Origin of the sequence: Rheinheimera mangrovi (assembly GCF_003990335.1) — a bacterium.
GTDB lineage: Bacteria > Pseudomonadota > Gammaproteobacteria > Enterobacterales > Alteromonadaceae > Pararheinheimera > Pararheinheimera mangrovi.
The window spans coordinates 2349448-2361616 of record NZ_CP034683.1 but is presented as its reverse complement, the minus strand read 5'-3'; the positions used below and the strand labels follow the sequence as shown (position 1 = coordinate 2361616).

At 47.1% G+C, this 12169-nt stretch carries 12 protein-coding genes; 7 read left to right on the top strand and 5 right to left on the bottom strand.

Annotated elements, in window-relative coordinates; all coding sequences use genetic code 11:
- The first annotated feature begins 39 nt into the window (after nt 1-39).
- Nucleotides 40-414 carry a hypothetical protein gene (locus EK374_RS10635; RefSeq protein WP_127023044.1) on the top strand — a complete coding sequence of 125 codons (375 nt, stop codon included), beginning with the start codon at nt 40-42 and terminating at the stop codon, nt 412-414.
- Between the two features lie 4 nt (nt 415-418).
- Here EK374_RS10635 and bioA read toward each other — a convergent pair whose 3' ends face one another.
- The gene (bioA, locus tag EK374_RS10630) at nt 419-1726 is read right to left on the bottom strand and encodes an adenosylmethionine--8-amino-7-oxononanoate transaminase (RefSeq protein WP_127023042.1); all 1308 of its coding nucleotides are present in this window, start codon (nt 1724-1726) and stop codon (nt 419-421) included.
- A 119-nt stretch (nt 1727-1845) separates the two neighbouring features.
- Here bioA and bioB point away from each other — a divergent pair, with 119 nt between their 5' ends.
- The 5 genes from bioB (at nt 1846) to htpX (ending at nt 6759) form a co-directional block, all read left to right on the top strand.
- The gene (gene bioB, locus EK374_RS10625; protein WP_127023040.1) at nt 1846-2892 is read left to right on the top strand and encodes a biotin synthase BioB; all 1047 of its coding nucleotides are present in this window, start codon (nt 1846-1848) and stop codon (nt 2890-2892) included.
- 8 nt (nt 2893-2900) lie between these two features.
- Nucleotides 2901-4052 (top strand): aminotransferase class I/II-fold pyridoxal phosphate-dependent enzyme, encoded by a 1152-nt coding sequence (locus EK374_RS10620; protein WP_127023038.1) that lies wholly within the window; start codon nt 2901-2903, stop codon nt 4050-4052.
- On the top strand, nt 4049-4831 hold the full coding sequence (locus EK374_RS10615) for a methyltransferase domain-containing protein (protein WP_127023035.1): 783 nt from the start codon (nt 4049-4051) through the stop codon (nt 4829-4831). Before EK374_RS10620 ends, EK374_RS10615 begins: the two co-directional genes overlap by 4 nt.
- 15 nt (nt 4832-4846) lie before the next feature.
- The gene (gene bioD, locus EK374_RS10610; protein ID WP_127023032.1) at nt 4847-5512 is read left to right on the top strand and encodes a dethiobiotin synthase; all 666 of its coding nucleotides are present in this window, start codon (nt 4847-4849) and stop codon (nt 5510-5512) included.
- A 380-nt stretch (nt 5513-5892) separates the two neighbouring features.
- Complete coding sequence (htpX, locus tag EK374_RS10605) at nt 5893-6759, top strand: protease HtpX (RefSeq protein WP_127023029.1); 867 nt, start codon at nt 5893-5895, stop codon at nt 6757-6759.
- A 92-nt stretch (nt 6760-6851) separates the two neighbouring features.
- Here htpX and EK374_RS10600 read toward each other — a convergent pair whose 3' ends face one another.
- Nucleotides 6852-7790 carry a GGDEF domain-containing protein gene (locus tag EK374_RS10600; protein WP_127023026.1) on the bottom strand — a complete coding sequence of 313 codons (939 nt, stop codon included), beginning with the start codon at nt 7788-7790 and terminating at the stop codon, nt 6852-6854.
- Between the two features lie 188 nt (nt 7791-7978).
- Here EK374_RS10600 and EK374_RS10595 point away from each other — a divergent pair, with 188 nt between their 5' ends.
- Nucleotides 7979-8212: a TIGR02647 family protein gene (locus tag EK374_RS10595; RefSeq protein WP_127023023.1), complete on the top strand. Its 234-nt coding sequence runs from the start codon at nt 7979-7981 to the stop codon at nt 8210-8212.
- 15 nt (nt 8213-8227) lie between these two features.
- Here the strand turns inward: EK374_RS10595 and EK374_RS10590 are convergent, their stop codons facing one another.
- From EK374_RS10590 to EK374_RS10580, 3 genes are read right to left on the bottom strand one after another with little or no spacing between them, the layout of a single operon-like run.
- On the bottom strand, nt 8228-10117 hold the full coding sequence (locus tag EK374_RS10590) for a transglutaminase family protein (RefSeq protein ID WP_127023020.1): 1890 nt from the start codon (nt 10115-10117) through the stop codon (nt 8228-8230).
- A complete protein-coding gene (locus EK374_RS10585; RefSeq protein WP_127023017.1) occupies nt 10111-11040 on the bottom strand; it encodes a DUF58 domain-containing protein in 930 nt (309 codons plus the stop codon). The genes EK374_RS10590 and EK374_RS10585 overlap by 7 nt, the downstream gene beginning before the upstream one ends.
- Nucleotides 11037-11951, bottom strand: coding sequence for an AAA family ATPase (locus EK374_RS10580; protein ID WP_127023014.1), 915 nt, complete (start codon nt 11949-11951; stop codon nt 11037-11039). The genes EK374_RS10585 and EK374_RS10580 overlap by 4 nt, the downstream gene beginning before the upstream one ends.
- Between the last annotated feature and the right edge of the window lie 218 nt (nt 11952-12169).

Sequence of the window (12169 nt, the reverse complement as noted above, 5' to 3'; positions counted from 1 at the left end):
AAAGACTGAACACAAGTAAAAATTGTGAGGAATTCTAAAATGAACGCTTCAGAGCCCGATCTTAAGCCAAAAGAGCGCCGTAAAGGCGCAGATTGGCTGATGTTGCTGTTGGCCATGCTGAATTTGGCCGCCTGGTTTTTACTGATCATGGGTCTGGCACTGGCGCATTTGGCTAAACCTGAGTTTAACAGTGGGTTGGTGAAGTACTGGGGCATTCCAATTGAACAGGAATGGGATAAAGAGCTGGTGGTGAAATTGGAAGTATTAGTACGCTGGTGTCTGGTCTTTACTGCAGCTACTTTAGTACTGCATCAGTTTCGCAACAGACGCAGCGACGATGGCTGGCGCTTAAACTTGTTTTTTCTGCTGTTTTTAAGCGCCGTGGTGTTATTTATATTTTCAACTATTGATTGACGGCTCAGGCTCCGGGTAATGCCTGGATATCCTTCTGCTGCGCCTGATGGCTCAAAAGGCAAAGTGCAGAGGTCAATTTAGAAAGCTGTGTTTTACTAATAATATAAGGCGGCATTAAATACAGCAGTTTGCCAAAAGGCCGGATCCAGACTCCCAGTTCAACAAAAGCTTTTTGCATGGCTGCGACATCGATATTCTGTTTCATCTCCACCACCCCAATAGCACCCAGTACCCGCACATCGGCTACATAAGGTGAATTTCGGCAGGGTTCAAGCTCCAGTTTTAATTGCTGCTCTATAGCTGCAACTTGTGCTGGCCAATAGTTCTTTTGTACCAATTGCAGGCTTTTCAAAGCGACAGCACAGGCCAGAGGATTCGCCATATAAGTAGGGCCGTGCATTAACGCAGGCACAACGCCCTGAGCTATACCATCCGCGACTTTATCGTTACACAGGGTCGCTGCGAGCGTCAGATACCCGCCAGTCAAAGCTTTACCCAAACAGATAATATCGGGGCTGATGCCAGCATGCTGGCAAGCAAACAATTTTCCGGTCCGACCAAATCCTGTAGCTATTTCATCGGCAATCAACAGCACCTGATACTGATCACAGAGCTTACGCGCCAGTTTTAAATAATCCGGATGATAAAAACGCATCCCGCCGGCGCCTTGCAATATGGGTTCCAGAATAAAAGCCGCCAAGTGCTGATGATGCTGCTCAAATAATGCCGTCAAAGCCAGCTCATCTGCTGCTAAAAATTCACCGTCAAACTGGCTTTGTGGAGCGGGGGCAAATAGCTGCGGGATGATTTGATCTTTAAACATCGAATGCATACCATCCACAGGATCGCATACCGACATAGCGGCGAAGGTATCACCGTGATAGCCTTTTTGAATGGTCAGTAACCGGCTTTTTTCCGGACGATTTAAACCTAACCAGTATTGCAGCGCCATTTTGATTGCTACTTCGACAGAAATAGAGCCACTGTCAGCAAAAAACACTTTGCTTAAACCCTCTGGCACCATCTGCAGCAATAACACCGCCAAGTCCACCGCAGGCTGGTGGGTAATACCGCCAAACATCACATGGCTCATTTTCTGGCTTTGCGCCACCAGAGCTTGGTTTAATTCCGGATGATTGTAGCCATGGATAGCAGCCCACCAGGACGAAGTGCCATCGACCAAGGTTCTGCCATCTTCCAGCATTAGTTCACAACCTTGGGCGCTGACCACAGGGTACACAGGCAAAGGTTTACTTAACGAGGTGTATGGATGCCAGATATGCTGACGGTCAAACTCAAGATTGATGATCATAAATTAGCCTGTAGTAAACTTTGTGAACTGGTTGGCGTTGACATGGCGCTAAGGGCCGATAGACTAACGGAAAATTTAAAAGACCACAATTTGTCTGTGGCTTGTCTTCGGGGAATTTTATGTCTGCAGTTTTACCACTTCGTCACAACTGGACTCTGGCTGAAGTAAACGCCTTATTCGCTTTACCTTTTAATGACTTAGTCTTTCAGGCCCAGACGGTGCACCGTCAGTTTTTTAAACCCAATGAAGTGCAGATCAGTACTTTATTGTCGATTAAAACCGGCGCTTGTGCTGAAGACTGTAAATATTGCCCGCAAAGCGGCCATTACAATACAGGCCTTGAGCGTGAACGTTTGCTGGAAGTGGAAAAAGTACTCACTCAAGCCAAAGCTGCCAAAGACAAAGGCGCCAGCCGTTTTTGCATGGGCGCGGCCTGGAGCAATCCAAAACAACGCGATATGCCTTTTCTGATGGAAATGGTCAAAGGTGTCAAAGAAATGGGCTTAGAAACCTGTATGACGCTGGGGAAGCTCGATGCAGGTCAGGCGCAGGAGTTAAAACAGGCTGGTTTAGATTACTACAACCATAACCTGGATACCTCGCCTGAATTTTATGGTGAAATTATTACCACCCGTACTTATCAGGACAGATTAGATACGCTGCAGCATGTGCGTGATGCCGGTATGAAAGTCTGTTGTGGTGGCATAGTGGGCATGGGCGAGTCGGCAAACGACAGATCCGCACTTTTAATGCAGCTGGCGAATTTGCCAGAGCACCCACAAAGTGTGCCTATTAATATGCTGGTGAAAGTGCAGGGCACACCTATGGAAAACGTCGATGACTTAGATGGCTTTGAGTTTATCCGCACCATAGCGGTGGCGCGTATCATGATGCCGCAAAGCCATGTGCGTTTATCTGCTGGCCGTTCTCGCATGAATGAGCAAATGCAGGCGCTGTGTTTCCTATCTGGTGCGAACTCAATCTTTTACGGCGATAAATTACTGACTACAGAAAACCCGGAAGCTGATGCCGATATGTTGTTATTCGCTAAGCTCGGTATCAATCCAGAGCAGCGCCACGATGTATCAGACGAAGCCCATGAAGCGGCTTTAGCCGATGCCATTAAAGAGCAAAATACCCCTTCATTGTTCCATAGCGCGGTTTAAGTTTAGTGATGGACAGGTTACAGCGCTTTGCGCAGCAGATCGCCGATCGCAAAGCAGCTGGCTTGTATCGACAGCATCCGGCTATTGATTCCTATCAGGGCCGTTTGCTGCAAAATAAGCAGGGCGCGTATCTAAATTTTTCCGGTAATGACTATCTGGGTTTAGCTACTGAGCCAAAGCTTATAAATGCTTTGGCAGAAGGGGCTGAACGATTTGGCGTCGGCAGCTCAGGTTCACCTTTGGTGACCGGGTTTCATTATGCGCACCGCGCTTTGTCTGATGCACTTTGTGACTGGCTGGGTGTGGACGATGTATTGCTGTTTTCCTCGGGTTTTGCCGCCAATCAGGTGATGCTGCAGCATTTAGCCGATAAAACTGACCATCTGCTGTTGGATAAACTCTGTCATGCCTCTTTGATTGATGCTGCACTCACTAGCGATGCCTCTTACAAAAGATTTCCACATCAGGATTTAGCTGCGCTTGAGATGTTATTACAACGTTCCCCCTCAGCTTTAGTGGTGACTGAAGGCGTATTTAGTATGGATGGTGATAGTCCGGATCTCAGCGCTGTATCTGCGCTTTGCACAATAAATAAAGCGGATTTGCTGCTGGACGATGCTCATGCTTTGGGTGTGCTTGGCAAAGAGGGCAAAGGTAGCTGGGATGCGCAGGGGCTTCAACCCAATGATATGCTCTGCCTGATGGCGAACTTTGGTAAAGCCTTAGCAGGTCAGGGCGCGTTTTTGGCAGGTTCAGCCACAGTCATTGATTATTTACGCCAATTTGCACGGCATTATATTTACAGCACAGCGTTATCGCCTGCTTTGTGCTGGGCGATGAAAACTTCTGTGGAGTTAAGCCGCAGCCAAGAGTGGCGCAGAGATAAACTGAATGACAACATTCAGCTATTTAAAACTCTGGCCGCTGGCGCTGGTTTGACTTTATTGCCATCGAGCACTGCCATACAACCGCTGATTATTGGCGATTCAGACAAAGCCATGTTAATTAGTGCTTCCCTGAAAAAACAAGGTATTTGGCTCAGCGCAATACGGCCACCGACAGTGCCACAGGGCAGCGCAAGGTTACGTATTACTTTATCTGCTATGCATCAGAGTGACGATATTCACTTTTTAGTACAAAAGCTGGAGCAATTGATATGAATGCTTTGGCATTGACGGACGACATTGCCCGCCATTTTGGCCGTGCGCGTGAGAGTTATGAACAGGCGGCACGGCTGCAACGCCTGGTTGCGGCTAAAGCCCTGAGTTTATTAACACCAACGGCTGGATTGTTACTGGATTTAGGTTCTGGCCCAGGTTGGTTTCATCCCAAGCTAAAACAGCACTGCGCTGATTTAATAGCACTGGATTTAAGTTTTGACATGCTGCAAAAAACTTGCGCAGCACAACAGGCCACTTTGATGTTTCAGGCGGATGCTCAGTCTTTACCTGTCGCGAGTGAAAGCATAGACAGAGTATTTTCCAGCCTGATGCTTCAGTGGTGCGAGCAGCCTCAACTAGTACTGCAGGAAATCCTCCGTGTGTTAAAGCCTGGTGGTTCAGCCGTGATCAGTACCTTGCTCGATGGCACCTTGCAGGAATTTAAACAGGCCTGGTCGTTGGTCGACGGTCATCAGCATATCAATCAGTTTTTACCTTTGGATTTTTATCAGCAGTTACAACAGCAGTATCCAGAGCTTGGCATGCAACTGCAGACTGAACTGGTGCAATTGGAGTATCCGGATGTGCTGGCTTTGGCGCGGGAACTGAAAGATTTAGGTGCCAATACAGTGACCCAAGGCCGCAATAAAGCCTTAACCGGCAAACAAAGCTGGCAAAAAGTGCAGCAGGCTTATCCATCCCGTTGCATTGATGGTCAAATCAGCGCCAGTTATCAGGTGTTGTACCTGACCCTGACCAAGCAACACATTGAGTCATAACAGAAGAATAAACTCATGCAGACGATTTTTATCACAGGCACAGATACAGATGCAGGAAAAACTTATGTTGCGGTGGCTTTGCTACAAGGCCTAAAAGCTCTGGGTTATCGTACTGTGGCGCAAAAGCCGGTCGCAGCCGGAGTCGATGATACAGGTTTTAATACCGATGCTTTGCAACTGCAGCAGCATGTGACAGAGCCGCTTAGCTATGATCTGGTCAATCCCTATTGCCTGAACGATGCAGTAGCGCCGCATTTGGCGGCTGAAAAGGCCGGGCTTTGTATAGAGCCTGCCGTTCTGAGCAATGAGTTACAAAAACTCCAAAATGCGGATGCTGATATAGCTTTAGTGGAAGGTGCTGGTGGTTGGTTATTACCCTTGGATGACAAATCAACTATGGCAGATTGGGTGATAGATCAGCAATTGCCAGTGCTATTGGTGGTCGGGATGAAACTTGGCTGCTTAAACCATGCCTTATTGACGGAGCGCGAAATTGAACGCTCTGGCCTGAAACTGCTGGGCTGGGTGGCTAATTGTATTGATCCGGATATGGCGTATCAGCAAGAAAATATTCGCTATTTGCAACAAAAGTTAGCAGCACCTTGCCTTGGTGTTTTGCCTTATCAGTCTGAACCACAGATCAATACCTCTCTTGCTTCAGCTTTAGTCAAACAGATGTGACACATCGCACCGAAAGCGCCATTCATCTTTATTTACAATTGCTTGTCGCACTTTGATTGAAAAACGGCTTCTAAGCCATATAGTAAGTGAGCGTGTTAACGTTTCGAGATTGAATTTTGTTCGCTCTGGCGCCGCTTTGATCGCGAAACGAGGAGCGAAGTTTAGTGGTTCTAAATAAGTGACGAGTGACAATGAGCAAGGCGCCGCCAGACGAACCCGAAGGGTAGCGCCTGGCCGGCCTTTCTGCTGCGTTAGAACCTGCTTATGTAGAGTAACTACACTGCGCAGTTTCTGCCTTGCATAAAAACCGGCCAGACTGCTGCAAAAGCAACCCTGAAACGTCAACACGCTCACGCAGTAGCTTAATAAACGAGGTATCTATGAAGCGAATTATACTGTTCCTTGCCACAAACCTGGCGGTGATGTTGGTGTTAAGTATTGTACTTAGCATCGTCTTTAAAGTGCTGGGCATTGATAGCCGTAGCATAGGCGGCTTGTTGGTGTTTGCAGCAGTATTTGGTTTTGGTGGTTCTTTCATTTCACTTTTTATGTCGAAATGGATGGCCAAACGCTCGACCGGTGCTGTAGTGATCACTCAGCCACGTAACGCCACTGAACAATGGTTGTTTGATACAGTGCGTCGTCAGGCTCAGCAGGCCGGTATTGGTATGCCTGAAGTCGCTATTTACGATTCTCCTGAAATGAATGCTTTTGCTACAGGTGCAAGCCGCAACAATGCATTAGTGGCGGTCAGCACAGGTTTGATGCGCAATATGCGTGAAGAGGAAGTGGAAGCCGTATTAGCGCATGAAGTATCTCACGTAGCCAATGGCGATATGGTAACGCTGACGCTTATTCAAGGTGTGGTGAATACCTTTGTTATTTTCTTTGCCCGTTTAATAGCTGGTGCTATCAGCGGTAACCGCAATGAAGAAGGCGGTGGTGGCAATGGTTTCGCCTATATGATGACAGTGTTTGTGTTGGAAATGGCCTTTGGCGTACTGGCTAGCATTATAGTCATGTGGTTCTCCCGTAAACGTGAATTCAGTGCTGATGCGGGTGCTGCGAAATTGGTCGGTGCCAATAAAATGATTGCTGCGCTGGAGCGTCTGCGTAACAACCACGAAAGTCAGTTGGAAGGTTCAATGATGGCCTTTGGTATTGCCAGTAAGCCAGCGACTTCTGAGCTGTTTTTAAGTCACCCTCCGCTGGAAAAACGTATTGCTGCTTTGCGTGGTGGGTTTTAAGTACAATCACTAAAGCGAGACAAAAAATTAAAAAGGAACCTTAGTTATATAAGGTTCCTTTTTGTTTTAGAGAAAGGTTGATGCAACAACTGTTAACACATCACCACCTGATTTCTGCCTGCCGCTTTGGCCTGATACAAAGCTTCATCTGCGGCCTGAATTAAGTTAAAGGCTGTAGTGCCTTGCTCAGGATAACAAGCGACACCAGCAGACAAAGTAATGTTTACCGCCTGATGTTTAGCAAATACCTGAGCTTGCTCCACATGCACCCGCCAGTTTTCTGCCAAGTGTCTTGCTTGTGTCGCATTGGTATTCGGTAAGATCACCAAAAATTCTTCACCGCCATAGCGGAATAAAATATCTGTTCTGCGGCTTTGCCGAAGCAGATGCTTGGCTACCATTTCTATCACCTTATCGCCCGTCTGATGACCAAACTGATCATTGAGCTGTTTGAAGTGATCCAGATCCAGCATAACAACAGCCAAAGGTTTTTGATTTCGTCTGGCTAACGCCAGTTCACGTTCCATAAATTCATTCAAAAACCGACGGTTGTATAAATTGGTTAGTGGGTCACGGATAGATTGCTCGCGGATCCGGTTTTTCAGCTGTTCAATATCAGTCAGACGTTGCTGCAGCTCTTTATTTTGCTTCTTCAGCGCGAGCAAAGCGTTTTCCTGTTCACTGATATCCTGCATCATTAGCAAACAAAGGTGAGGCTCTGAGTCTTTAACGGCGCTTTGTAACTTGAAGTGCCTGCAGCTGCCATCTTCTGCCAGCAGACACCAGACAGGTGCAGCAGAATGCTGATCCAATTGCTGTAACAGCCAGGTGAAGTCAGCAGGTAATTGACTGAATAGGGCCGGACCATGGCTGTGATGGAGTCCAAACAAGATCTCAAAGGCTGTATTACAACGCAGTACTGCAGGCTGATGTGTGGCACGGATTTGCAGCAAAGCAACAGGATCGGACAAGGACTGGAACAAGTCCGTCCAGCCCGCTGTTGTAGTTGATTGTGAGTATCCTTTAACCACGATCTGTAAAGCTCTCCATAATTTGCCTGACTATAGGAAATATATGCTTAAAAATACAGCAGAGCTGGTGAAATATCTGCAGTTTTTACTAATGCTGTACTGAAAATAGAGTTGCAAGGCACTTTTTCTGGAAAATTTGTCAAATAAGGTCTAGTTTCAAGCGAAACAATGACAAAGGAAAAGACGAGATGCCTGTAAATTCACAACTGAATGACGAAATTCGTATTTTGACTTTATTTAACCTGGATACATCGCTGGAGGGAATTAAAGCACATAAATCAGCCGATCCTGATGCAAAAGAAGCGATTGAGCGTTTGTATAAAAAGGGTTTACTCACGCAGGCGGATGGGGGATATCTGACCGATCTTGGCCGTAATTGCGCTGAACATTTACAGAACGCCTTACGTATATTGAGTTCTTAAACTCTGGGATTGTTGTCAGAGTTTATTTTTAGATAACTGATAGAGCAGTTTGCGACATTGCTGCAACTGCTCCTGCTGCTCTGCAAATTCAAAACGTTGATAAGCGAGCAGCAGCTGATCCAGTGTCGCACGCTGTTGCGGATGCGCCAGCATCAAATCGCTTAAATATGATTCCATGGTTTGATTATCAGTTTTTAGACCGTAAGGCTTTAGCACCTTGAACATCAAACGTCGCAGCGCATGATTTTGATTTTCTGCCTTATGCTGCACCAGCAGATATAGAACCAAGGCCAGAAGTAAGGATGCAAGCAGAGTTGCGCCAATCCATAGCCAGGGCAGGGATTGTAAGTGTTGCCAAATAAACCTCTGTTCGTTTTGATCAAAGCTCAATACCCAGACAGACCAATAATAATCCAGCCACTCCAGTTGCTGCAGCCATTCCCCCAGCATGCCTTGTTGAAAAAACTGGTCTAAAAATTGTCGCTCTGATAAAGATAGTGCATCAGCCAAACCCTGAGTTAAGCGCAGCGGAGCCACTATGGCTGTTGCATCAAAACGTCGCCAACGACCTTGGTCCAGATATTCCACCCAGGCATGGGCATCCTTTTGCAGCACCTGTAAATAGTTACCAGGTACCTGCCAACTGCCTCCCTGATACCCACCGACCACTCGCGCAGGAATTCCTGCAGCGCGAAACAGATAAGCGGCAGCAGAGGCATAGTGACCACAAAAGCCGATTTGGTGTTCAAACAAGAACTGGTCAATCTGAGCCTCTTTATTTAGTACTGGCGGGCGCAGGCTATAGCTGAACTGATTATTCTGAAAATGCTGGTACAGTGCCTGGGCATAATCGGATGCAGTCCTATGCTGTTGTTTTAGTTGCAGTGCAAGCGCGCTCGCTTGAGGGTTGCTGTGAGGTAACCGCAGATTACGAGTTGCTTCTTCGTTGTTTTGTTGTGCGACGGCTTCACCATCTGAGCTTAGGCCATAAGAAAAACGCCGGCTGATTTGCTGATAACTTTCAATCAAACCAGCCGCTCCAGGCCTGATCTGACCTTGGATCTGATGCACCTGACCTAAACTAAATAAACTACGTTGAAAATGAGGTTCAACCACCAACTGGTAGTGATAGCGGGCCTGTTGTGCTGATAAGGGTGCTGAGGCAGGCAAAACATCAGGTAGCCAATGCTGTCCGTTAAAGCGCTCAAAAACTTTGGCTCGCCAGTACAATTCCTGCTGAGGTGGTTTCTCACTGTTAAATTCGACTCTGAATGCCAGGCTGTCGTTTTGTACCAGCCGCTCCAGCCCTCCCAAAGACAATTCATCGGCTAAACCTGTTTGTGCCTGATGCTGGCGATCAGTTTGCCATAATGGCGGTAGCCGCGGAAAAAGCACAAAAAGCGCGATACACAGAGGCATCACCCATAACAGCAGGCGAAATTCAGACCAGTGCAACTGCCGACGTTGTACAGGAGCAAACAGCAGGTAATGCAGATACAAATTACTAAAAAACAACAAAAACACAGCGCCAGCAAACCAAAGGCTTTGATTAAGCATAAAGCCGGTGCTGATCAGAAAATACTGTACCCACACCAGCTTTTTGGCATGACGCAGCTCTGATGCTATCGAGAATAGCCGCAGTGCAGCGGAGAAAAACAGCAATTGCAGCATAGAGTCCTGCATATCCTGCTGCCATAACTGAGAAAGCAGCAACAAACATAACAGTACAGCAAGTGCATTCACTGTCATCATCCGGACTGGCTTGTGTGCCCGTACGCTGGTGTATTTAAACAGCAGGATGCAAAGTAACACCAGACTTGACCACCAGCTTAAGCCATCCTGTAACAGCGCCAGTAACAACAGTTGTAGTAAGAGGGCGATGTACACAAAACCTGGGTTCAGCATAGAGCCAGCGCCTGTAAGCAGCGGTGCAAATGCGCTTGGCCATGGCTAGCGGTAATTTCAGTGCCTGGCGTGCTCAGGCTGTAACTTTGGCCTTGCTGTTCAAACTGCAGCAGTAGGGCACAAAATTCTGATAATTGCCGCTCTAACGCCAACCCTGTCGCATCAACCATCAGGTGTCTGGGGTGCTGAGCTGTCGTTGAAGGAGAATACTGCCGGATCACGGGTTGCCATGGATTTTTAGCCAAGCGTTTCCAGTCGATAGCCGATGCCGGAGCTCCCGCATAATAAGGGGCCAATTGGTCCGGATGATCAGGGGGTTGTAAGGTTGCTGTCGATACAGAAGAGGGCAGTTCAGCTGGTTCTGGGTAAACCCAATAGGGCTGCTGCAACTGAATATGTGTCCAGCAGCGGATAAGGCCAAAGGGGTAAGAAGAACCTACTGTAAAACGCTGCAGCTGATAATAGCCTCGGCGGTGCGGATAAAGATCTAGCTGTAGCTCTTTTGGTAAAGTTTCAAAAAAAAGTGGTGTAAAATTTTGACCTGAAACAGCGCACATTTTTTTATGCTGATAGTTATCCAATTGCAAGGTGAGTTGGACAGCGGATCCGGCGTAGCCAATTGGAACAGAACCTGCGCTGATCTTCAGTTGATACAGATTAAAAAAGGCGGCGAGAATACAAAAGCAAAACAAGGATAACAGCAAGTAGGCACAGAGTAGGATCAGGTTGTTTTGATAGTTAGTGCCAAATAGATACAGCAAAACGATAAGCAGAACAAACCAGCCTCCATAAGCGGTAGGAAATACAAACAGCAGGTGTTGCCTCAGTCGCACTTCTGCAGATGCAGGCTGGCGTTTATCCAGCCAGCGGTAAAATCTTTGCCTGAGTCTGGAGTTTAGTTGTTGCCTGAATGTCAGTGTCATAGCGGGCAAGGTACCTGACGTAATAACTGCAGGCTCAGGCTTCTATTGTCTCCGGAGTTGCCTGGATTGAGTCGGTGCTCTGCCACAGACGGAAACACCTGTTGTACATCCTCTGCTGTGGCAAAATGACGGCCTGATAACAAAGCAAAAGCTTTGCTGGCTCGAAGCAAGGCTTTTGCTGCACGTGGTGAAAGCGGCAAGCAATCCTGCTGCTGACGGCTTTGTGTAACCAATGCCAGCAGGTAATCCAGCAGGGCATCACTGACTTTCACCTGTACAACCTGCTGCTGCAGTGTGATCAGCTGCAACTCATCTAAACAAGGGGTCAGTCCTTCTAGTCTGGATTGCCCCTGATCCTGCTGCAAAATAAATTTTTCGGTCTGCAGATCAGGAAAGCCCAACGCAAGACGCATCAGGAAACGGTCAAGCTGAGACTCCGGCAAGGCATTGGTGCCGGCATGAAACAGCGGGTTTTGTGTAGCGATGACAAAAAAAGGTTTAGGCAGTGCATAAGACAAGCCGTCGATAGAGACCTGTTTTTCTTCCATGGCCTCAAGTAAGGCGCTTTGAGTACGGGGGCTGGCTCTGTTGATTTCATCGGCTAATAAAATCTGACTGAAAATGGCCCCAGGTCTGAATTGAAATTCCTGGGTGTCTTTTAAAAACACCGACTGCCCCAGCAAATCAGCAGGCAACATATCGTTAGTAAACTGCACTCTTTTGTAATGAACACCAAGGCTGAGCGCCAGCGCATGGGCTAGGGTGGTTTTGCCTAAGCCAGGCAAATCTTCAATCAGTAAATGGCCTTCAGACAATAAACAACACAAGGCCAGTCGCACGGCGTGTGGTTTGCCTAAAATCACTTGATTCAGCTTTTGTTCTAACTGCTGTAAAGCCTGAATTTCCGCCATAAAAGCTCCGGTTAAAATGCCGTTTTCAGCCTGGAAACCCTGCTAAAAAAGGCTTGATATTTTCAGATGTTTAGACATCTGGGTGTTTTTATCGATAAATTTCGTACTATTTATTGATTTCGGCGCAATATACTCATTTAAGCATTGAATTTAGCCGCCAATAAATTTACTTTGTCTGCGGATAAATAACCTAGTGACCTTAACTATCAATTCAAACC

Excerpts from the sequence above, each read along its gene's own strand:
- EK374_RS10635 (WP_127023044.1), top strand. The coding sequence starts at position 40 with ATGAACGCTTCAGAGCCCGATCTTAAGCCAAAAGAGCGCCGTAAAGGC.
- bioA (WP_127023042.1), bottom strand. The coding sequence starts at position 1,726 with ATGATCATCAATCTTGAGTTTGACCGTCAGCATATCTGGCATCCATAC.
- bioB (WP_127023040.1), top strand. The coding sequence starts at position 1,846 with ATGTCTGCAGTTTTACCACTTCGTCACAACTGGACTCTGGCTGAAGTA.
- EK374_RS10620 (WP_127023038.1), top strand. The coding sequence starts at position 2,901 with ATGGACAGGTTACAGCGCTTTGCGCAGCAGATCGCCGATCGCAAAGCA.
- EK374_RS10615 (WP_127023035.1), top strand. The coding sequence starts at position 4,049 with ATGAATGCTTTGGCATTGACGGACGACATTGCCCGCCATTTTGGCCGT.
- bioD (WP_127023032.1), top strand. The coding sequence starts at position 4,847 with ATGCAGACGATTTTTATCACAGGCACAGATACAGATGCAGGAAAAACT.
- htpX (WP_127023029.1), top strand. The coding sequence starts at position 5,893 with ATGAAGCGAATTATACTGTTCCTTGCCACAAACCTGGCGGTGATGTTG.
- EK374_RS10595 (WP_127023023.1), top strand. The coding sequence starts at position 7,979 with ATGCCTGTAAATTCACAACTGAATGACGAAATTCGTATTTTGACTTTA.
- EK374_RS10590 (WP_127023020.1), bottom strand. The coding sequence starts at position 10,117 with ATGCTGAACCCAGGTTTTGTGTACATCGCCCTCTTACTACAACTGTTG.
- EK374_RS10585 (WP_127023017.1), bottom strand. The coding sequence starts at position 11,040 with ATGACACTGACATTCAGGCAACAACTAAACTCCAGACTCAGGCAAAGA.
- EK374_RS10580 (WP_127023014.1), bottom strand. The coding sequence starts at position 11,951 with ATGGCGGAAATTCAGGCTTTACAGCAGTTAGAACAAAAGCTGAATCAA.